This is a genomic window from Paenibacillus xylanilyticus (genome assembly GCF_047246825.1).
GTDB lineage: Bacteria > Bacillota > Bacilli > Paenibacillales > Paenibacillaceae > Paenibacillus > Paenibacillus xylanilyticus_B.
Window position 1 is genome coordinate 511,004 of record NZ_JBFOLB010000002.1, and the last position, 20,313, is coordinate 531,316.

General features: G+C 47.2%; 23 protein-coding genes and 1 other annotated feature. Of the genes, 1 reads left to right on the forward strand and 22 read right to left on the reverse strand.

All coding sequences use genetic code 11. The features are described from left to right. The 7 genes from AB3N00_RS16980 to lspA form a co-directional block, all read right to left on the reverse strand. Complete coding sequence (locus tag AB3N00_RS16980; protein ID WP_413035637.1) at positions 1–318, reverse strand: permease; 318 nt, start codon at positions 316–318, stop codon at positions 1–3. Next, on the reverse strand, positions 308–628 hold the full coding sequence (locus AB3N00_RS16985) for an EamA family transporter (RefSeq protein WP_175397621.1): 321 nt from the start codon (positions 626–628) through the stop codon (positions 308–310). The genes AB3N00_RS16980 and AB3N00_RS16985 overlap by 11 nt, the downstream gene beginning before the upstream one ends. Further along, complete coding sequence (locus AB3N00_RS16990; RefSeq protein WP_413035638.1) at positions 625–1,257, reverse strand: HAD family hydrolase; 633 nt, start codon at positions 1,255–1,257, stop codon at positions 625–627. Before AB3N00_RS16990 ends, AB3N00_RS16985 begins: the two co-directional genes overlap by 4 nt. Before the next feature lie 35 nt (positions 1,258–1,292). Further along, positions 1,293–2,207, reverse strand: coding sequence for a decaprenyl-phosphate phosphoribosyltransferase (locus AB3N00_RS16995; protein ID WP_413035639.1), 915 nt, complete (start codon positions 2,205–2,207; stop codon positions 1,293–1,295). A gap of 186 nt (positions 2,208–2,393) precedes the next feature. Continuing rightward, positions 2,394–3,647 carry an LL-diaminopimelate aminotransferase gene (locus AB3N00_RS17000; RefSeq protein ID WP_110821237.1) on the reverse strand — a complete coding sequence of 418 codons (1,254 nt, stop codon included), beginning with the start codon at positions 3,645–3,647 and terminating at the stop codon, positions 2,394–2,396. 109 nt (positions 3,648–3,756) lie between these two features. Continuing rightward, positions 3,757–4,677 (reverse strand): RluA family pseudouridine synthase, encoded by a 921-nt coding sequence (locus tag AB3N00_RS17005; RefSeq protein WP_376768977.1) that lies wholly within the window; start codon positions 4,675–4,677, stop codon positions 3,757–3,759. A gap of 55 nt (positions 4,678–4,732) precedes the next feature. Next, positions 4,733–5,227, reverse strand: a complete 495-nt coding sequence (gene lspA / locus AB3N00_RS17010; RefSeq protein ID WP_413035640.1) for a signal peptidase II — start codon at positions 5,225–5,227, stop codon at positions 4,733–4,735. Between the two features lie 219 nt (positions 5,228–5,446). Here lspA and AB3N00_RS17015 point away from each other — a divergent pair, with 219 nt between their 5' ends. Next, entirely contained in the window at positions 5,447–6,190 is a 744-nt protein-coding gene (locus AB3N00_RS17015; RefSeq protein ID WP_413035641.1) for a TraR/DksA C4-type zinc finger protein, read from the forward strand. Between the two features lie 17 nt (positions 6,191–6,207). Here AB3N00_RS17015 and AB3N00_RS17020 read toward each other — a convergent pair whose 3' ends face one another. From AB3N00_RS17020 to ftsA, 15 genes are all read right to left on the reverse strand, one after another. Next, positions 6,208–6,558 carry a DUF5665 domain-containing protein gene (locus tag AB3N00_RS17020; protein ID WP_413035642.1) on the reverse strand — a complete coding sequence of 117 codons (351 nt, stop codon included), beginning with the start codon at positions 6,556–6,558 and terminating at the stop codon, positions 6,208–6,210. Positions 6,559–6,704: 146 nt separating this feature from the next. After that, positions 6,705–9,803, reverse strand: a complete 3,099-nt coding sequence (gene ileS / locus AB3N00_RS17025) for an isoleucine--tRNA ligase (protein ID WP_413035643.1) — start codon at positions 9,801–9,803, stop codon at positions 6,705–6,707. A gap of 84 nt (positions 9,804–9,887) precedes the next feature. After that, positions 9,888–10,178: a binding site (T-box leader), on the reverse strand. A gap of 58 nt (positions 10,179–10,236) precedes the next feature. Beyond that, positions 10,237–10,746, reverse strand: a complete 510-nt coding sequence (locus AB3N00_RS17030) for a DivIVA domain-containing protein (RefSeq protein WP_056696170.1) — start codon at positions 10,744–10,746, stop codon at positions 10,237–10,239. Continuing rightward, entirely contained in the window at positions 10,718–10,870 is a 153-nt protein-coding gene (locus AB3N00_RS17035; protein ID WP_413035644.1) for a hypothetical protein, read from the reverse strand. The genes AB3N00_RS17030 and AB3N00_RS17035 overlap by 29 nt, the downstream gene beginning before the upstream one ends. A gap of 121 nt (positions 10,871–10,991) precedes the next feature. Further along, a complete protein-coding gene (locus tag AB3N00_RS17040; RefSeq protein ID WP_413035645.1) occupies positions 10,992–11,774 on the reverse strand; it encodes an RNA-binding protein in 783 nt (260 codons plus the stop codon). Positions 11,775–11,793: 19 nt separating this feature from the next. Beyond that, positions 11,794–12,057, reverse strand: coding sequence for a YggT family protein (locus AB3N00_RS17045; protein ID WP_281366150.1), 264 nt, complete (start codon positions 12,055–12,057; stop codon positions 11,794–11,796). A gap of 7 nt (positions 12,058–12,064) precedes the next feature. After that, on the reverse strand, positions 12,065–12,532 hold the full coding sequence (locus AB3N00_RS17050; RefSeq protein WP_413035646.1) for a cell division protein SepF: 468 nt from the start codon (positions 12,530–12,532) through the stop codon (positions 12,065–12,067). Then, positions 12,523–13,224, reverse strand: a complete 702-nt coding sequence (locus tag AB3N00_RS17055; protein WP_413035647.1) for a YggS family pyridoxal phosphate-dependent enzyme — start codon at positions 13,222–13,224, stop codon at positions 12,523–12,525. Before AB3N00_RS17055 ends, AB3N00_RS17050 begins: the two co-directional genes overlap by 10 nt. A 6-nt stretch (positions 13,225–13,230) precedes the next feature. Beyond that, complete coding sequence (gene pgeF / locus AB3N00_RS17060) at positions 13,231–14,130, reverse strand: peptidoglycan editing factor PgeF (protein WP_413035648.1); 900 nt, start codon at positions 14,128–14,130, stop codon at positions 13,231–13,233. 51 nt (positions 14,131–14,181) lie between these two features. Beyond that, positions 14,182–14,574 carry a YlmC/YmxH family sporulation protein gene (locus tag AB3N00_RS17065; protein WP_413035649.1) on the reverse strand — a complete coding sequence of 131 codons (393 nt, stop codon included), beginning with the start codon at positions 14,572–14,574 and terminating at the stop codon, positions 14,182–14,184. A 255-nt stretch (positions 14,575–14,829) separates the two neighbouring features. Then, entirely contained in the window at positions 14,830–15,612 is a 783-nt protein-coding gene (gene sigG, locus AB3N00_RS17070; protein WP_095289985.1) for an RNA polymerase sporulation sigma factor SigG, read from the reverse strand. A gap of 111 nt (positions 15,613–15,723) precedes the next feature. Continuing rightward, the gene (gene sigE, locus AB3N00_RS17075) at positions 15,724–16,446 is read right to left on the reverse strand and encodes an RNA polymerase sporulation sigma factor SigE (protein WP_095289983.1); all 723 of its coding nucleotides are present in this window, start codon (positions 16,444–16,446) and stop codon (positions 15,724–15,726) included. 11 nt (positions 16,447–16,457) lie between these two features. Continuing rightward, the gene (gene spoIIGA, locus AB3N00_RS17080) at positions 16,458–17,438 is read right to left on the reverse strand and encodes a sigma-E processing peptidase SpoIIGA (protein ID WP_413035650.1); all 981 of its coding nucleotides are present in this window, start codon (positions 17,436–17,438) and stop codon (positions 16,458–16,460) included. Between the two features lie 251 nt (positions 17,439–17,689). Then, positions 17,690–18,802: a cell division protein FtsZ gene (gene ftsZ, locus AB3N00_RS17085; protein ID WP_175397544.1), complete on the reverse strand. Its 1,113-nt coding sequence runs from the start codon at positions 18,800–18,802 to the stop codon at positions 17,690–17,692. Between the two features lie 148 nt (positions 18,803–18,950). Then, positions 18,951–20,234 (reverse strand): cell division protein FtsA, encoded by a 1,284-nt coding sequence (gene ftsA / locus AB3N00_RS17090; RefSeq protein ID WP_175397543.1) that lies wholly within the window; start codon positions 20,232–20,234, stop codon positions 18,951–18,953. Between the last annotated feature and the right edge of the window lie 79 nt (positions 20,235–20,313).

Sequence of the window (20,313 nt, forward strand, 5' to 3'; positions counted from 1 at the left end):
TTACCAAACCAAAAAACACAAACCACCCATAATGCATATCACCCCCAGCCAGCGAAGCCGCCCAACGGTCTCTTTGAAAGCAAATTTTGCAATCAACAGGGTCCATACATATGTCAGCGCATTGGCAGGCAGCACCACAGTCAAGGGAAGAAATTTCAGCAGCACAATATTCAGCAAAGCGCCCGTTCCATAAAATCCGAGCCCCACGAGAACATGCAGCTTTCTGCGGCTTGTCGCATAGGCTTTCAAGCCAGCACCACCCATTGCTCCGCACAGCGTCATCGCAATCAGTACAACCACCATCCAGCTATCGGTCAACACTGGTTAATGTCACCCCAATTCCGAGCAGCACAACCGCTGCGAGCTTCTGTAACGTCATTTCTTCTCCCAGCAAAAAGTGACCATAAATGAGTGCAAAAACGTAGCTTGCACACATCAGCGGATAAGCCACAGACAGCTTTTCCAGAGCAAAGGCCTTAATCATCAAGATGGCTCCAAGCCCATAGCAGACAAATCCAATGCCAAGATAGATCCACTCTGTCAGCCCCCATTTCCAGAACAGCTGTCCCGTTGCCGTTAGAAAAGCGGATGCAAGCATGAACCATTTGCCCGTGTGACGTCCCTTCATTTCCCCCACGATAATGCCTCCATATCCGGAACACGTCTGTTAATAAAATATCGCTGTGCCACGAGCTGCATTACTGGAAGATCGGACAGAGAATCCGAGTAAGAGCAGGACTGCTCATAATCAATGACCATGTTTTTCTCTTGCAGATAGGCCTGTATGCGGCGTACCTTCTCTTCCCCTTTGCAATTGATGCCCTCAATGGTACAGGTGTATCCATTCTGATGCCGGACCAGTTCTGTGCCAATCACATGATCTACCCAAGGGAAACTGTTGAAATATTTCATATAGGCATGCGGAGACGCAGTTACCAGCAACACATGATAACCAGCCTCCTTGCGATGCTGCATCTCCACACTGGCTTCAGCAAAAATGGCGGTGCGCAACCGGGTATCAAAAAAATGCTCCAGATCTTCCTCTGACATGCGCTCAATGCTTTTAAAGTACGAACGCTTGACTTGTTCCACACTCATCAGGCCTGCCTTGAACATTGCGGTATGAATCGCGATGAGCGGCAGTCTCCATACCTGACCAGGGTAGCGGCGAACACCATAGTGCACAAACTGAAACATGGAGTCCCTGCGTATAATTGTTTTATCAATATCAAAGATGGCAATTTTGGTGCTTTTCACCCTGATCCCCCTCTAACCCTCAATCTACATTTTCCTTATTCAAAAATCGCAAAAATGGCTACCACACTAATCACATACAGAATTACGGTAATCAGAATGGGCTTGTCCTCAAACAAAACACGGTCCGGTGAGCCCCCTTGGTTTTTCATATGAATGAGATATAGATAACGGAACATCCCGTATATCACCAGCGGAATGGTCCACATCAGATGAATGGTACGGTCAGACGTAAAGGTAAATAGGGAATAACTAATAATGGTCGCTGTCGTCACAATGGTATTAAATTGATCCAACAATGTGACGGAGTAGTTATCCAGCACCTTACGATGCGATCCGGTATTGCCCTCGAGCAGTGTTAATTCATTTCTCCGCTTGCCAATTGCAAGAAATAATGACAATAGCATGGTGCAGATCAGAAACCAAGGCGTAAAGGGCACATGAATTAATACTCCACCTGCTATGGCACGAAGGACAAATCCGGCTGCAATGGTCATCATATCCACAATCACGAGATGTTTCAGTATAAAAGAGTAAGACACATTCAACAGGAAATACACTATACATAGTCCACCAAAAAGCGGGTTCATTACAAAAGCAATTCCCACCGAGAGGATCAACAGGACAACACCAAACAACAGAGCATGGCCAGGTTGAACCTGCCCAGAGGCAATCGGCCGGAACTGCTTCACTGGATGCTGCCGATCCCTGTCCCGATCCACGTAATCATTTAAAATATACACGCAGCCTGCAACGAGGCTAAATAATATAAAACCAAGCAACGTCGATACAATGGTTTCAGTGCGTATTTCCTCAAAGGAAAACAGTAACGCAGCAAATAACAGCAAATTTTTAGTCCACTGTTTCGGCCTCAGCAGTTTGAACAGCCCTGAAATGGCATTGCCAGTTCCTGCTGCTTGTGAGGATACCGTATTTGTTCTTGAAGACAACAATTTCCATGACTCCCTTCCAAAACTACTTCTGTATATAAAATAACGTAAAGATCTAATCATAAGTTGCTTGTATAATTTTGTAAAGGGAGTAAATGGATTTTTTTATTTTCGAACAAAAAAAGAGACCGTCTCCGGTCTCCTTTTTTATCTATTCACATCACATGTCAAGGTGAATTCCAATTAGAATTAGAATTCGAATTGCACGTCACTCAGGCGACGTTTGATTTCAGCAATTACACGTTTCTCTTCTTCTTCACCTTTGGCTTCAAAAGTAACGGAGAAACGTACAAAGTTACCTGCATCGTCCCAAGGTACAGACGAAATCAATTTTTCACGGATCAGAAATTGGGAGAAGTCTTCCCCGGATTCAAAGCGACGTCCGCCTACTACACCTTTTGGAGCTTCAACATACAGGAAGAAAGAACCTTTCGGTTTCTCAGCCTGGAAGCCCAGTTCATTCAGTGCAGCAACCAGCAGGTCATGACGACGGGAATATTTCTCTGCAATTTTCTCCGTGATTTCCGGATGGTTCAGACCGTAGGCAGCAGCCTTCTGGATTGCGATGAATTGACCGGAATCGTTGTTATCCTTCACATCACTGAAGGCTTTAACGACGAGTGGGTTCCCTGCGACAAATCCGATTCTCCAGCCTGTCATGTTGTAAGACTTGGACAAGGAGTGCAGCTCTACGCCAACATCCTTTGCTCCAGGTACAGACAGGAAGCTGAACGGTTTATTGCCGTCATAAGTCAGTGCAGCGTATGGAGCATCATGAACAACAACTACGCTGTACTTTTTCGCCCATTCAATCACTTTAGTGAAAAATTCAACCGTTGCACCTGCACCAGTTGGGTTGTTTGGATAGTTCAGATACAGCAATTTGGCACGTTTTGCGATATCCTCAGGGATCGTTGTCAGATCCGGCAGGAAGTTGTTTTCCTTCGTCAGCTGAATGTTGTACACTTCGCCGCCCAGGTATTTGGTGTGAGTCCCCATAACCGGATAACCAGGCACTGTCATGATAGTTACGTCACCTGGATTGATAAAGCAGGAAGGCATCATGGCCAGAGCTGGCTTGGAACCGATCGAGTGTACAATTTCCGTTGCCGGATCAATGCCTTCAACGTTGAACACATTTTTCAGGTAAGCGGCAGCTGCTTCCTTGAATTCGGGAATCCCGTTATCCGCATAACCACGGTTCTCTGGTTTGGAAGCTTCTTGTGCCAGTGCAGCTACGATACCTGCATCCGCCATCTCATCAGGCTCACCTACGCCAAGGTCAATCAGTTCCACATTCGGGAAATCTTTCTTGGCTGAAGCTTTCGCACGTTTGATTTTCTCGAATTTATAAATGTTGGTGTCTTTACCATAGTTGGAGCCGCCAATACGGTCGGCAAAATTGGTTTGAATGTAAGTTTCTTGATATTTATCGATACTCATACCCATGTTCATCTCCTCATTTGACGCAAATTTCTACAATCTAATATGAAGCATTTACCCATGTTTAGCCATGGACAAAGTATCCGAACATTTGTACTTTCCCGAGAGGTCAGCGACTGCGCAGTGAGGCAAGGACATCTTCCATGTCTTGAGGAAGCGGAGCAGTGAATTCCAGGTACTCACCTGTTGTTGGATGAACAAAACCTAGAATCGCGGCGTGCAGCGCCTGCCCATTCATTTTGATGCCCTTGTTGCGTCCATAGATCGGATCTCCAACAAGCGGATGTCCAATAAATTTCATATGAACACGAATCTGGTGAGTTCGACCTGTCTCAAGCTTCAGTTCAAGTAGCGTGTAGTCGTTAATTCTTTCCGTAACGTTAAAATGCGTAACTGCATGTTTGCTGTTGCGTTCTGTCACCGTATACATTTTACGGTCATAAGTATCTCGTCCAATGGGTGCATCGATCGTTCCCTGATCATGACTTAAATGACCATGAACAAGTGCAATATACCGGCGGTTTACACTATGGTCTTTCAACTGCGCAGCCAATGAGGCGTGTGCACGATCATTTTTGGCAGCCATCAGCAGGCCTGAAGTATCCTTGTCGATCCGATGCACGATTCCGGGACGCAGCTCGCCATTAATGCCCGAAAGATCTTTGCAGTGATACATGAGTGCATTAACAAGTGTACCCGACGTATGTCCTGGTGCCGGATGCACCACAAGACCACGCGGTTTGTTAATGACAATGACATCACTATCTTCATAAACCACTTCCAGCGGAATATCTTCGGCAATGATCTCTACAGCCGTCGGCTCAGGAATCTGAAGCTCGATCAGATCACCCTCTGCCAATTTGGCATTCGCTTTCACTACGGCTCCGTTCACGGTTACCAGACCGTCTCCGATCCATAATTGAACCTGTGAGCGGGATACATCGTCCATTGCTTCGGTAATATATTTGTCAATGCGTTCCTTCTTGTGTTCAGAGGAAACGGTCCATTCCAGTCGTTCATTGTCATTCATCAGGTCCTCGTCATGTGAAGACGTGTCCCCATTAGTTTGTTCTTCGTTGTGCATTTTACTCATGATGTTCATTCCCTTCAATCTTTGCGGCGGCCTTTTCACGCCGTCCCTCCAGAAACGTTTCCACAATAATCAGTGCTACCCCGATGCATATCGCTGAATCGGCGATATTAAAGATGGGAAACGTGTAACTGCCAAAATTAAGCTGGACAAAGTCCACGACTTCTCCGGTCAAAGCCCGATCAAGGAAGTTGCCGATTGCCCCACCAAGCACCAAACTTAATGCCACAGGCAGCAATTTGTGCGGAGCATCTTTCACCTTTTGCAAATACCAGATCAAAGCAATTACCACAATCACGGTAACAACAATAAAGAACCAACGCTGATCCTTCAAAATGCCAAAAGCCGCACCCGTGTTCCGGTGTGAAGTAATAACAAAGAAATTACCTATGACGGGGATCTCTTCCCGAAGCTCCATTCGGGTCGCAATTAAAAACTTTGTTCCCTGATCCACCAAAAATACGATAAAAGCGAGGATATAATACACCACGTTTGTTCGTCACTCCGTTCTTGTCTTTTCCAAACCATACCAGGCTTTACGCCAGACTTGTTCATTGTAGCACAGCTGTTTGGAAGTCGTCCACGAAGTGCTTTTCCCCAATCCAAATGGCAAAAACGATAACAATTCCCTTCTGTAATCAGGGCCTGATTGGCACATGCTAGACCAGAGACAAATTTCGGATTCCATACGGACAGAAAGGGGAAAACGATGGCACATCTTACTTCACAACAAATACAATCCTTACGTTCCCAATTGCTGGATGAAAAACGTGGAATTGAACATCGGCTTGAGCAAAATGATCATTATGGCCTCAGCGGGTCAATGAGATTTCAGACAGGTGAATTATCTCCTATTGATAATCACCCCGGTGATGTAGCCACCGAGATGTATGACCGCGAGAAAGATATCTCCCTTTTAGAGCATGATGAATTTCAATTGGAGCGCATTGACTCTGCCCTGCATTCCATCGAGGAAGGACATTACGGTACGTGCGCAGTTTGTCAGCAGCCCATCCCTTATGAGCGGATGGAAGCTGTTCCCTACACCAAGTATTGCAAAAAACATCAGCCTGAAACTGTCGTTTCCGATAACCGTCCGGTCGAGGAAGAATTTCTTGCTCCTGCCTTTGGACGCACGAGCCTTGATGAGCGTGATGAACAAAACGGCTTCGATGGTGAAGATGCCTGGCAAATCGTTGAGAGCTGGGGCACTTCGAACACACCAGCCATGGCTGAAGGCCGCGACATCGACAGTTACGATGTAATGGCCATTGAAGCTACAGACGAGGTTGAAGGCTGCGTCGAAGCATATGAGAGCTTCGTGGCAACCGATATCTACGGTCATGACGTGTCCATCGTTCGCAACCGACAGTACCGGCAGTATATGGAGAATCGCGAAGGTGACGGTCTGCTTGAGCCGGATATGGACTCGGATTCGGATGACCTATACTAACCAACTCTTGTAGCTTACTAATATGTGTTTAGTTCAAGCTGACGCTGAACAATGCGTACGATATCCGCAATGTAATCTCCGACAATCGGCAGATTGAGCGCTCCCAGCACCTGCAACACGTAAATGATCGTGGCTGCAAAAAACGTAAAACCGATGGCGATCCCCACGCCTCGCGCTGCACCCGACAAAAGGTTGAGCCCTATCAGTTTCCACGGCCGATTCAGCAATTCCGTATACTGTGCGATACGTGAACGCTCTAGCTCATTCGCGAGCCGATTGGTCAGTGTATGAAGTTCCTCAATTTTGTCATTATGGGTCTGTGGCGGTGCAGATTGTGAAGCGGATGATGGCTGCTTGTCTTCATTCATGAGTTCGCTCAGTTCCTTTGGTATCTATAGAGTGACTGCACAATAGAAATCATTGCCCAATTGCACAAAAACCAAACGAGCCAAGATACAGGGAATCCCTCCCTGCGTCTAAGGCTCGTTGGCTTATTCTCTATATTCTGTCCTAATTACACCTCGATATAAACCCCAATCGCTTTGCCGCCTGCATCAATGCGTTGCATATCTTCGTGGGTACCGAATGTAACTTCAGTAACGAGTACATTCTCACGCAGCACCTCATCAAATGCCTCGATTGCCGCCTGAAGCTCAGGATCAACATCCAATGTCAGACGTACTCTTTTCTCAATTGGCAGGTCCAATTTCTTCCGTGTATCCTGTACGGAACGTACAACTTCACGTACCCAGCCTTCCTGTTCCAATGCAGTTGTGATTTCGGTGTTGAGGGCTACCGTCAGACCATACCCGGACGCCGAGGCAAAACCGGATTTGGCTTGTTTTTCCACCAGCAGCTCTTCACTCGTCACTTGCAGCTCTTCTCCTTCCGGGGAAACCACGTTCAGCACACCTTCCGTCACCACTTTGCGTGTCTCGTCCGCTGACATTCCCTTGAAGAAATTCTGCAGGAACCCTACGTTCTTGCCGTATTTTTTCCCTGCTACTTTCAGATTCAGCTTCAATGTAAAATCAACGAATTCAGCATCGTTATGCTCGGTACGAATACCTTTGACATTGATTTCATCCTTAATGATCTCTTCATAGCTCGCCAGATCAAATCCTTTATCGAGCGATACGATTAACTCGGACAGCGGCTGACGGTTCTTGATGCCGGTTTCGTTACGCACGTTACGTGCGAGCTCAACCACTCGGCGAGCTGTCTCCATATCTTGTTCCAGATCCAGATCGATCAATGCTTCATTCGCTGCCGGGTAATCTTCCATATGCACACTCTCACCTGCAGTGAGGTTGAGATAGATATCTTCCGCGAGCATTGGTGTGAATGGTGCAACCAGTTTGGCTGTAGTCACCAGCACTTCTGTAAGTGTGCGATAAGCATCCAGTTTATCTTCCGTCAATCCACTGCCCCAGAAACGGTCACGGGAACGACGGATGTACCAGTTGCTCAGCTCATCAACAAATGCTTCAATCGCTTTGGAAGAGTTCAGGTAGTCATTAACGGACAGTGCCTTTTCCACAACCAGAATCAGGCTGTTCAATCTGGACAGAATCCAGCGATCCAGCTTATGCGCTGATGGCTTGAACGGATGCTCCTGTGGATCAAATCCATCAATGGTTGCGTACAACGTCAGGAACGCATGCGTGTTAACCAACGTGTCCACCATTTTGGATTTGGCTTCGCCAACGATGCCTTTGGAGAATCGTTTGCTGTTCCACGGTGCACTGTCAGACAACAAGGCCCACCGGAACGCATCTGTTCCATATTCTTCAATGACTTCCCACGGATCGATAACATTTCCTTTCGATTTGGACATCTTCTGTCCGTTTTCATCTAGGACGTGTCCTGTTGCCATAACTGCTTTGTAAGGCGCCTTGCCTGTCAAAAGGGTAGACACTGCCAGCAAGCTGTAGAACCAGCCGCGGGTTTGGTCAATCCCTTCACAAATCATGTCAGCCGGATATTGCTGTTCAAATGTTTCCTTATTTTCAAACGGATAGTGCTGCTGGGCAAACGGCATGGAACCACTGTCAAACCAGACATCAATCACTTCCGGTGTACGTTTCATTTCATATTTGCCACAGGAACTGAGTACCTTGACTTCGTCAACATAAGGTTTGTGGAGTTCAAGGTTCTCTGGTACCTCTCCTACAGCACGCGCACGCAGTTCAGCAATACTGTGCGGAGCAAATTGTTCTCCTGTTTCTTCACATACCCAGATGTTCAGCGGTGTACCCCAGTAGCGGTCACGGCTGATGTTCCAATCCACCAAATCCTCAAGGAACTTCCCGAAACGCCCTTCACGGACGTGTCCTGGGTACCATTCCACTTCACTGTTATTGGCAATCAGCTGATCCTTGATCGCTGTAGTTTGGATAAACCAGCTGTCCATTGCATAGTAGAGAAGTGGAGTATCACAACGCCAGCAGAACGGGTAGCTGTGCTCATATTTTTCTTTGCTGAACAAGCGCCCTTTCTCGGACAGGTATCTCACGATATCAATATCGCAATCCTTCACGAAACGTCCCGCAAAATCAGTAACCTGAGCCACAAACTTACCTTCAAGGTCCACCATGTTGACAAAGCTGATGCCATTTTCACGACATACGCGGTAGTCATCCTCACCATGTGCCGGAGCCATGTGTACAATCCCTGTACCACTTGCATCCGTTACAAAGCTTGCACCCAGAATTACATTGGATTTTTCAGCCTGTACGTAGTTGAATGGAGGATCATACGTTTTACCAACCAAATCGGAGCCTTTCAGTGCCCCGATGACTTCATACTCGCCTTTGGAGTCTTTCATGACTTTCTCCACGAGATTTGTTGCCATGATGTATACTTCATTGTCCTGACGTACACGGGAATAATCCATGTCCGGATTAACGGCAAGTGCAACGTGAGAAGGAAGTGTCCAAGGTGTAGTCGTCCAGGCAAGCACAAATTCGCCGCTGTCGTCCAGCTTGAATTTGGCTGTGGCACTGAGGTCTTTGACATCCTTGTATCCTTGTGCAACTTCATGGGAACTCAGGGTAGTCTGACAAGATGGGCAGTACGGACTAACACGATGTCCCCGATAGAGAAGTCCTTTCTCATGAATCGTCGCCAGGATGTTCCATACGCTTTCGATGTAATTGTTGTCCAGCGTGATATACGGGTTATCCATATCCGTCCAGTAAGCAATGCCTTCTGTCAGATCACGCCATTGCTGCTCATATTCAAATACGCTCGCTTTACACTCGTTAATGAACTTCTCCACACCATAATCTTCGATCTCCCACTTGTGGGAGATGCCCAACTTCTTCTGCACGCCAAGCTCGACTGGCAAACCGTGTGTATCCCAGCCTGCTTTACGAACAACGCGGTAACCTTTCATGGTATTGTAACGTCCCACAAAATCCTTGATGACGCGTCCCAACACGTGGCCGATATGCGGCTTGCCGTTCGCGGTTGGCGGTCCTTCGTAAAAGACGAAGTTCGGTTTGCCTTCGCGGTTTTCGATCGATTTTTTAAACGTATTTTCCGTTTTCCACTTGTTTAACATGCGCAGTTCTCTGGCACGTGCTTTCTCTTTGACATCCACTCTTTGCATCATGATCTTCCTTTCAATAAATGGATTGTGGACCGCCCACATTCACATCACTTCTTTTTTGGACACAAAAAAACCTCATCCCTGGAAAGGGACGAGGTTGTGCTCGCGTTACCACCCTAATTCTGTTCATCACAAACCATATCCAATCACATGGGTAGGCTTTGTCATCAACAGCACTTATGCCCCGCACTCACTACAGCAGGGTGCCGATATAACGTTCGGCTTACGGTTTCGCTTACGCACGGCAATACATTACCGCTTCAGCGTCACTTCTCCGGGGAGATATTCGGCTATAACTCATCCATTGGCTTGCACCAAAACGCCAACTCTCTGAGGGATGAGATCATAACGTACTGAACCCGTCATGGAATCATTATTCATTATGAATATAGTTATAGCCTCTTTAGAGGCAAAAGTCAACCGGGCAGGCAGACTAATAAATTTCCTTCATTTCTCGCTCACGGTCACGGACTTCCTGCTCCCGGCTCTCCAGTGCTTCCCATCCATCCTGGGACAACAGCTCGAGCTGAGCTTCAACAAGTGTGCGGAAACGGGCACGATAGATGGAAGCCTGCTTTTTCAGCTCTTCCACTTCCAGAGCAATCTTGCGGGACTTTGCCAAAGACTCGTTCACGATCCGGTCAGCATTCTTCTCTGCTTCCTTCACAATGAGCTGTGCTTCTTTCTTCGCATTGTTCTTCACATCGTCGGCTGCTTCCTGCGCTATGATAATCGTTTTGCTCAACGTTTCTTCAATTGTGGCAAAATGATCCAGCTTCTCCTGAACGGACAGCAACTGATTGCTCAGCTCTTTGTTCTCGCGAATGACGCCTTCGTAATCTTTGATGACTTGATCCAGGAACTCATTGACTTCATCCTCGTCATACCCGCGCAAGCGTCGGGAAAATTCCTTGTTATGTATGTCCAGCGGCGTTAATGGCATGCTGTCCACCTCCTGTTAAAGTTCCTTCCCGTACCGAGAAGGTTTGCAGCACATGGGTACCACCCAAAGGGCCGTGAACAAGTTGCCGCCTGGCAACTTGTACGATTAGCAATTGCAGAATCAACGCTCTGATTCCAATACGGTCACATCAACCTTGTACTTCAATGTATATCGGAAACAGCGAATGTTTTTTACACCTTTATCTTAAACAATTCGACAAGAAAACGGGTTTTCCTGCAACGCCGCTAAGCAAATTTGCCGATTTTTACACGACAACGTCCCTTTTTGGTCATGCCGTCCTGTTCCAGTACCTTGAAACGGCCAAAACCTTGAATGGAAACCACGTCCCCGGCTTTCAGCGGTTTGGATGGATCTTCCTCCACTTTCCAATTCACCCGGCATCGACCGGCCTTGATGGGAATCAGAACTTTACTGCGACTCAGTCGGTACACATCCGCACAAATTCCGTCCAGACGAAGGGATGCAACGGTAATATCCATCGTCTCCAGCTTGCTCTCAGACCATTTCATCTGATTCAGGGGAAGAAGCTCTGTAAACACATGAACCCGGTGGACCTGATTCAATTGAAGCGATAAAAAAGCGCCGGTTTCCGCCGCCACCACGGTGTGGCACCCGTCATCCAGCACTTGGATATCTCCGATTTTGCCGCGTTTCAGTCCAAGCCCGAGCAGGGCACCCATATAGTCTCCATGCTCCAGCTCCACAATTTTCTGATCGTCTGACGTAATGCTGAGCACCTGCATACCCATATCCTCGTCATCGAGATACCGATAATCCGGTGCAATCAATGCACGTTTGCGTTCAGCTCCCTCGTAGCCTCCGTCCAGACGAATCTGGACGTCATTGCGACGATTGACAAGCGTTTGCAATATAAAAGCCTGTCTTGGATCAAGGAAATCCGTTAGCTTCATGTCATGAAGCTTGCCTGCACGTTCCACCCAATCCGAGGCCTTATCCACAAAGTCACGCTCATCATGGCTAAAATGTTCGTAAATTTCACCACTCATCTATGTTCACCCTACCCTATCAGAAGTAGCTGATGATCGAGAGCAAACCTGATCTCGCCAGTTGAAGAGTAATTAGCGCAACAATTGGTGAAATATCCAGCATGCCGAACAAAGGCGGAATGAAACGTCTGAAAGGACTCAAATACGGTTCCACCAATTTGGCAAGCCACTCACCAATGACGCTCTCCCGTGCATTCGGAAGCCACGACATCAATACATATCCAATAATCATGTAGAAATAAATCTCAAACAGGTAAAACACTACGAGTTGAAGTTGATACAAAAGCGGCTCACCTCATTCTGTTGTAATCTTGCTCGCTGTCAGCCAGTATTTCCGTAATTGCTCCCTGAATTTCAACGGTATCCGGCGTACAGAGAAAAATGTTGCCGCCAATTTTCGAAATGCCCCCGCCCAGAGCGTATACGGTACCACTCAAGAAATCAATGACACGCAGTGCCTGGTCTTGGCGCACCCGCTGCAAATTCACAACGACTGTACGATGTGAACGAAGGTGGTCGGCAATTTCTTGAGCTTCGTCATAGGAACGCGGTTCATATAGGACAACTTTAACATTTTTCTGGGAATGAATGCTCACAACATTATTCCCCCTTTGGTTTCTACGTTTATCAAGACTGGAGGTTTCAGCTTCCTGTTGTTCCGGCTCTGAGTCCTCTTGTGCAGCCAGACGTTCGCGTTCCACAATTTCTTCCTCTTCTTGAAGACCAAGGAAATTCATAAATTTATTCATTACGCCCATCGTGAACCCTCCTCTTTTCCTACGAGAATTGATCCCAGCCGTACCCATGTCGCCCCTTCTTCAATTGCCACTTCAAAATCATTGGACATTCCCATCGATAGCTGAGTCAATGGTTCCGATGTCAGGGCTTGTCCATTCAAATGGTCTCTCAGCTCACGAAGTCCACGAAAAACGGGACGTGTAAGCTCCGGATCTTCCTCATGGGGAGCCATAGTCATCAGACCGATGACCTTCAGGTTGCTGAAGTTACTGATCTCGCGCAAAAATGAACTCGCCTGTTCAGGCTGCAATCCATATTTGCTCTCCTCACCCGAAATATTCACCTGCAAAAATGTTTCCACCTGTGTACCTAAGGCAGCTGCCTTTTTGTCCAGCTCCTTCGCCAGGGACAAACGGTCCAGTGAATGTATGTAGCGAAATTTGCCAATAACGTCCTTCACTTTGTTGGTCTGCAAATGACCAATAAAGTGCCAGGTCCCTTGCTGACCGAATGCTTCCCACTTGGCTTGTGCATCCTGCCAGCGATTCTCTCCAATATGCTCAAGGCCGCTTTCCAGCACAGCGCCTGTCGTTTCAAGCGAGACGTATTTTGTAACTGCAATCACATTCACGTCTTCGCGCTGACGGCCGCTGCGCTGGCACGCAGCTTCGATCTTCTGATTTACCTGTTGAATCCGCTCCTCCAATGACACAGAGGGTCACCTCTCTTCCAGCCCAATCCAGCTCGCCATTCTTCCGGTTGTCCCATTTTCCTTGCGATATGAGAAAAACAGTTCCGGGTGGCAGCTTGTACACCACGTTGTACATTCGATATGATCCGGCAATATTCCTGCTTTCATCATAATGTGTCGATTGCATTCTTTCAAGTTTAACATCGTCTTCCCGTTTCCAGATGAATGATATACACGGCCCTGCGCAGAATTATTGTATTCATCATTACCCGGGGAAGATTCAAACCAAACCCTTACATGCTGCATGACTGCTTCATCCACTTCATAACAGCAATCCCCGATTGAAGGACCGATGGCTGCACGGATATCCTGCTGCCGACTTCCGTATTCACGCTCCATCGTTTCTACCATCGACTGGGCAATGCCGGCAACGGTCCCTTTCCATCCCGCATGAGCAAGCCCTACAGCTTGTTGCACCGGATCATAAAAATACAGCGGGACACAGTCTGCGTAAAAAGAAGTTAACAGCACACCGGGTACATTGGTGACAAGACCATCTGTATCCTGCAGGGCTGACTGCCGATCCAGCAAGCCTCTGCCTTGATCCTCAGCCCTTATCACAGCCACATGTTTCCCGTGCACCTGTTCTCCACACGTCCAGGCTTCCACGGAGAAACCCAGCTTCTCAGCCACAAGACGGCGGTTTGTCAGTACATCTGAAGGATCATCGCCAACATGATACGCACAGTTTAGACTGGCATATGGTTGACTGCCGACCCCGCCCTGCCTTGTGGTGAATCCTGCCGTCATCCGGTTAAACTGCTGCCTCCACGGTTCCACATATAATAACAACGGATCTGGGCCTCCATTTGCCTGTTGATCCTCAGCCCGTTCAAAATTTTGTTTATTCAGAATAAAGGGTTCCATCATCTCACCTCACAGCTTCCAGTGTACCAAATGAGCCACGTTCTGTCTCGATTATATCGTTCGGCGCTGGCCGCGGTCCAATCGTTCAAGCCGTTCAACCCGCTCCACGCGGCTACTTTGCTGCTCATCATACATTCGGGCTTCTCGATCTCGCTCATCATAGCTCGTTTCTCTGACTTCATCCATTTTGACCAAAATGACGTCCGAACCAATCTTAACTATGTTCCTCCATGGGATAACCAGATCCGTGCCTCCTCCGAACAACCCCATGAAACGGCTGTATCCAGGCACAACGATAGCTTCAATCCGCCCCTGCTTCAAATCCAGCTCCAGATCGCTAATCTGACCCAGACGTTTGCCATCCGTTATGTTAATGACATCTTTGGTCTGAAAATCCGAGATCTTCATTCCTCTTGCCGCCGACTCACCTGTGTTCACTTTCATCTGTCACTCGCCCCCTGCCTAATCCGCTTATACCGTTCACCGCTTCTATACAATATATGTTTTATGGGCGAAAAATGTCCTGTTTTTCGGCACTTCACTGAAATAAGTAATCCGTGATCTGAGATTGAGCGTTCCGTTTATGAATCGTTTATTTGTTTTTGATTTTCTTCCTTATTGATGTCGAATCATTAAAAATAAAAAAACGACCAACCGAGTATTACACCCGTTTGATCGTCCTCATGAATAAAGGCAAGTCTACGTCTTCACGTGTTTCTGCATCTGCTGTATTGCGGATTTCTCCAGACGGGATACCTGAGCCTGGGAAATTCCGATCTCATCGGCGACTTCCATTTGTGTTTTCCCTTCGAAAAAACGCATGGACAGAATCATTTTCTCCCGCTGACCGAGACGGTGCATAGCCTCACGCAGCGCAATTTCCTCAATCCATGACACATCCTTGTTTTTGTCATCACTGATCTGATCCATCACATAGATTGGATCCCCACCGTCATGATAGATCGGCTCAAAGAGTGATACCGGGTCCTGAATGGCATCCAGTGCAAAAACAACATCTTCCTTGGGCACATTCAATGCTTCGGAGATTTCGAATATTGTCGGTTCACGAGAATTTTTATTGGTCAGGCTGTCACGAACCTGAAGCGCCTTATATGCGATGTCCCGCAGAGAACGGGATACCCGGATCGGGTTATTGTCACGCAGATAACGACGGATCTCACCGATAATCATCGGTACTGCGTACGTTGAAAATTTGACATTCTGGGATAAATCAAAATTATCAATGGCTTTCATCAGGCCGATACATCCAACCTGGAACAGATCATCGACAAACTCCCCCCGATTGTTAAAGCGCTGAATGACACTGAGTACAAGCCGCAGGTTGCCATTCACTAATTTCTCTCTTGCTGAGCGATCATGGTGCTGCTGAAGGGAATGAAACAATTCCCGCATTTCTGTGTTGGTGAGGACAGGCAATTTTGCGGTGTCCACGCCACAAATCTCGACTTTGTTTCGGGTCATCGTGATTTACCTCCCAAGGAGAAACATTAATGTACATTATCTCCGGGGCAGGCTTTTTTATTCGTCCTTGGCATCCTTGCCATTAATACCCATTATAAAAATTACTCTCCATCAGACCATCTTGTTGAACTCCTTGCGGAGTCTTTTAATGATTCTTTTTTCCAAACGAGAAATATAGGATTGGGAGATTCCGAGCAGATCAGCAACGTCTTTTTGCGTTTTCTCCTCCCCGTCCGTCAAGCCAAAGCGAAGCTCCATAATCATTCGCTCACGTTCGGTTAATTTTTCCAATGCCTTGTGCAGAAGCTTTCGATCTACCTGCTCTTCAATATTCCGATAGATTGTATCGTTCTCGGTTCCGAGGACATCTGATAATAACAGCTCGTTTCCGTCCCAATCAATGTTCAGTGGTTCATCAAAAGAAACTTCTGTACGAATTTTGCTGTTACGCCGCAAATACATCAATATTTCATTTTCAATACAACGGGAGGCGTACGTTGCCAGCTTGATTTTCTTTTCCGGATCAAACGTGTTGACGGCTTTGATGAGCCCAATGGCTCCGATGGAAACAAGGTCTTCAATGTTAATGCCTGTGTTTTCAAACTTGCGAGCGATATACACAACCAGGCGAAGGTTCCGTTCTATCAGCATGGCACGAATCGCCGCATCCCCCGAAGAGAGTTTTTGCAGCAAAAACTCCTCTTCTTCCCGTGTCAGCGGGGGAGGCAGGGCTTCACTGCCTCCAATATAATAAATTTCCTCACTTTTCAAACCAAGCAGAAATAACAGACGGTAATACTGCAGCTGCGCCACCAGTTTCCATTTCACAAGCATGTACGTTCCTCCTATACCACATTCAGCGGCTTTTCTGTTGCTCCCGCAGAGAGAGCCGTAGACTGCGCAGAGGCAGCGTCTTGCACAAGCTCAGGGTGAATGACCGCACGGTACTTTCCTTCTGACGACAATACTCCGCCATCCAGCCCGATTAAAACCTTTGTTGTCTCGTAACACATTTGATCCAATGTCACTCTCACCAGATCAGGCTTGATCGCCAGCATAAATGCAGTCCCTTTGTTAATACCTCGGTAGGGCACCAGTCTTAGTCGACCCTGCCAGCGGAAGTCTTCCTGATCCAGCTCCATGATAAGGTTGTCCGGCGATTCTTCCTTCAACCTTCCTTTCCAGGAAGCTGGCAGCATGTCTTGCCACAGTGAAACCTCCATCACCATAACCGGTAAACGGGACAGAGGGTCCGTTAGTTGATTACCGGTATCCACGAGGCCTGTACAAGAAATATTTACATCGTCGATAAAAACCTGCACTTGTCCCAGATAGGTTGTCATACGGTCTGATTTGCGCTTGGAACTTTGCACGGCTTTGAATAAAAACAGCACGGCAAAGAATACGATAAAGGTAAACCAGAAGGCGATCTTCAGATCAAAAGACATTCCGCCCGAAGCTGTAAACCAGATACCGTTAAACAGCTCGCCTGTACTCTGAAGCATATAGTGTATCCCCAAAATGCCTCCGGCAGCGACGAAGTTAATGACATAGAAGGTGCCCAAATTCCTTATGAAAACCTGGAGGCCCTTAAAACCAAATGCAATAAACAGCATCACCAGTGACAAACCAAACTTGATCAAAAAAGTGAACAAAAAATCAAACTCCGGCACAAACATCATGACGACATAGAGGGCCCCCACAATGGAAGACAGCAGCCATCTCCACCAGACCAGCTTCGTTTTGCGCATCCAGGCTGTGAGTCCGATGAGTGCACCGTCAATACACAGGTTTGTCAAAAAAATAAGATCTACATAAACGACCAACTCTTCACCTGCCTCGTACCAAATATCGGGTTAACGTTATTCCGATATTCTATGAGCATACACACAAGTATAAGGAGCTCCCTGTTCAAAGTCTGTCTAATCATGGGGGCATCGTTTCAACTTTTTTTGTCGGAATTCCTCATGCCGATTGTTCAGAAATTGTTCATTCGTGTGTGATACGCTGTATATAGACAGAAAAACCCGGTATCTCCATAAGGAGAACCGGGTTTGGTTTGAAAATAAATGCAGTTTTAGTCGTTGTTGTTATTGCGTGAACGATTGCGCAAAAATGTCGGAATATCCAGCTGATCGTTACTTGGTTGATTCCCAAATGGGCGCAGATTCGGCGAGCGGTTCTCAGCAGGCTCACTCGCAGGTGTCGGTTTGCGTCCTGGTGGTGGTGAAACAGGCTTGTCTTCAAAACCAGTCGCGATCACCGTAACCTTGATTTCTTCCTTCAGATTTTCATCAATGATGGCACCGAAGATCATATTCACTTCCGGATCGGAAGCAGACGTGACAATTTCAGCGGCTTCATTGACTTCATAGAGTGACAGATTGATGCCACCGGTGATGTTCATGATAACCCCGCGTGCACCTTCAATGGACGTCTCCAGCAAAGGACTCATGATCGCTTTGCGAGCTGCCTCAGCCGCACGATTTTCACCAGTTGCTTCCCCGATCCCCATCAGAGCAGATCCGCGCTCAGTCATAATGGTTTTTACGTCTGCAAAGTCAAGGTTGATCAGACCCGGTACAGCGATCAAATCCGAGATACCTTGTACCGCTTGACGCAATACGTTATCTGCTTGACGGAACGCTTCAAGCATTGGTGTCTTTTTGTCCACAATCTCCAGCAAACGGTCATTTGGAATGACAATCAGCGTGTCGACTTTTTCCTTGAGAGCCTCAATCCCTTGCTCTGCATGGCTGGAGCGTTTGCGTCCTTCAAATGTAAATGGACGAGTAACTACACCAACGGTAAGAGCACCGCATTCTTTGGCAATCTCAGCAATAACTGGAGCTGCACCCGTACCTGTACCACCGCCCATACCGGCTGTAACAAATACCATGTCCGCACCTTTCAATGTGTTCATGATCAGATCGCGGGATTCTTCCGCTGCTTTTTTACCTACGTCCGGGTTGGCACCCGCGCCAAGACCTCGGGTCAATTTATCACCGATTTGCAATTTATGTTCGGATTTAGCCAGATGCAAGGCTTGCGCATCCGTATTCACCGTTATAAATTCCACACCTTGTACACCATTTTCGATCATACGGTTGACTGCGTTGCTGCCGCCGCCGCCTACACCGATGACTTTTATTTGAGCCAAGCTCTCCATCTCGAAATCAAATTCCAACATATTATTCCATCTCCCCCTCAATGTGCATGGATGGCCCGTCCAATTTTTGATTGAACCGAATCAATTTCATATATCGACGAACGAAAGCGTATATATTAATACCAGCGCATTCAGACGGCTTCTAGAAGTATGAAATAGATTCAACCTGTTATATAAATTCACTGAACATATTTTTCAGCCGTTCGAACAAACCCGGTTTTTGCTCCGATTCCGGAGACGCACTCGGCTTAACACGGTTGGTCGGTTTCTTGTTGTTGTTATTGTTGTTGTTGCTGCCACCGCCGCTGCTGATCGATGGACGAATACGCAGACTGCGAATTACGCTGTGCAAAATACCGACCCCGCTTGTGTAGCCCGGGTCGCGTACACCGATATAATCCGGAACTGCAATTCGAACCGATGCAGCAAGCTCATGCTGAGCTACTTGCAGAACACCTGGCATCGAGACGGTCCCTCCCGTTAGTATATAACCTCCGGGAAGCTCTGTGTAACCCAGGCGTTTCACTTCTTGGGAAATCATCTGGAATATTTCCTGAACACGCGGTTCGATAATGGCGGCGAGGTCTTCCTGAGAGAATTCCTTGTCCACATTGCTACCGATTCGTGTTACTTTGAACATGACGTCGGCTGCAGCATCATCAAGCCATGCACAGCCATACTTCAGCTTCACCTTTTCGGCTTGATCTGTTAGCGTACGCAATCCATATGCGATGTCGTTCGTAACAAACTCACCGCCAATAGGCAGCGTTGACGTTGCAACAAGACTGTCTTCTTCAAAGACAGCGATGGTTGTTGCACCTGCTCCAATATCAACAAGAACAGACCCCATCGTTTTTTCATCCTTGGATAAAGCAAGCTGACCTGCTCCCAGTGACATGAGCACCAGATCGCTTACCTTCAGACCCGCTTTTTCAACGCAGCGCAAAAGATTATGTATCGCGGTTTTTGCACCCGTAATGATCGTTGCCTCAACTTCCAATCGAACACCAATCATACCACGGGGGTCCTGTATGCCCTCCAAGCCGTCTACAACATACTGCTTGGCGACAACATCAATAATTTCCCGTTCCGGCGGAACCGCAATCACCTCGGCTGCTTTCAACACCCGTTCCATGTCTTCTTCTCCGATTTCACGATCCTCGTTAGACACTGCCACGACGCCGTGACTGCTCATCAGTCCGATATGATTTCCCGAGATTCCAACATATACTTCGGATATTTGAATACCTACCATACGTTCTGCATGATCCACTGCATTGCGGATCGACTGCACCGTCTGATCGATATCTACGATTACACCTTTGCGAATTCCCTCCGAGTCGGCAGATCCAACTCCAATAATATTAAAGGTTCCATTATTAATTTCCCCAATAATAGCGCGAATTTTGGATGTACCGATGTCCAAACTAACAATGATGTCATTGTTGCTCAAGTCTGTGGCACCTCCTGACTCCAATAGTAAAATACGTTCGGGTTTAAACACTCTTAAAACATATTCAACACACGTTAGG

Bases quoted from the DNA above. Each gene is read 5' to 3' on its own strand.
- AB3N00_RS17000 (WP_110821237.1), bottom strand. From the start codon at position 3,647: ATGAGTATCGATAAATATCAAGAAACTTACATTCAAACCAATTTTGCC.
- AB3N00_RS17050 (WP_413035646.1), bottom strand. From the start codon at position 12,532: ATGGGCGTAATGAATAAATTTATGAATTTCCTTGGTCTTCAAGAAGAG.
- ftsZ (WP_175397544.1), bottom strand. From the start codon at position 18,802: ATGTTGGAATTTGATTTCGAGATGGAGAGCTTGGCTCAAATAAAAGTC.
- pgeF (WP_413035648.1), bottom strand. From the start codon at position 14,130: ATGGAACCCTTTATTCTGAATAAACAAAATTTTGAACGGGCTGAGGAT.
- sigE (WP_095289983.1), bottom strand. From the start codon at position 16,446: ATGCTTGTGAAATGGAAACTGGTGGCGCAGCTGCAGTATTACCGTCTG.
- ileS (WP_413035643.1), bottom strand. From the start codon at position 9,803: ATGCAAAGAGTGGATGTCAAAGAGAAAGCACGTGCCAGAGAACTGCGC.
- AB3N00_RS17015 (WP_413035641.1), top strand. From the start codon at position 5,447: ATGGCACATCTTACTTCACAACAAATACAATCCTTACGTTCCCAATTG.
- AB3N00_RS17020 (WP_413035642.1), bottom strand. From the start codon at position 6,558: ATGAATGAAGACAAGCAGCCATCATCCGCTTCACAATCTGCACCGCCA.
- AB3N00_RS17005 (WP_376768977.1), bottom strand. From the start codon at position 4,677: ATGAATGACAATGAACGACTGGAATGGACCGTTTCCTCTGAACACAAG.
- sigG (WP_095289985.1), bottom strand. From the start codon at position 15,612: ATGACCCGAAACAAAGTCGAGATTTGTGGCGTGGACACCGCAAAATTG.
- AB3N00_RS17040 (WP_413035645.1), bottom strand. From the start codon at position 11,774: ATGAGTGGTGAAATTTACGAACATTTTAGCCATGATGAGCGTGACTTT.
- AB3N00_RS17030 (WP_056696170.1), bottom strand. From the start codon at position 10,746: ATGCCATTAACGCCGCTGGACATACATAACAAGGAATTTTCCCGACGC.
- AB3N00_RS16985 (WP_175397621.1), bottom strand. From the start codon at position 628: ATGAAGGGACGTCACACGGGCAAATGGTTCATGCTTGCATCCGCTTTT.
- AB3N00_RS17065 (WP_413035649.1), bottom strand. From the start codon at position 14,574: ATGAAAGTGAACACAGGTGAGTCGGCGGCAAGAGGAATGAAGATCTCG.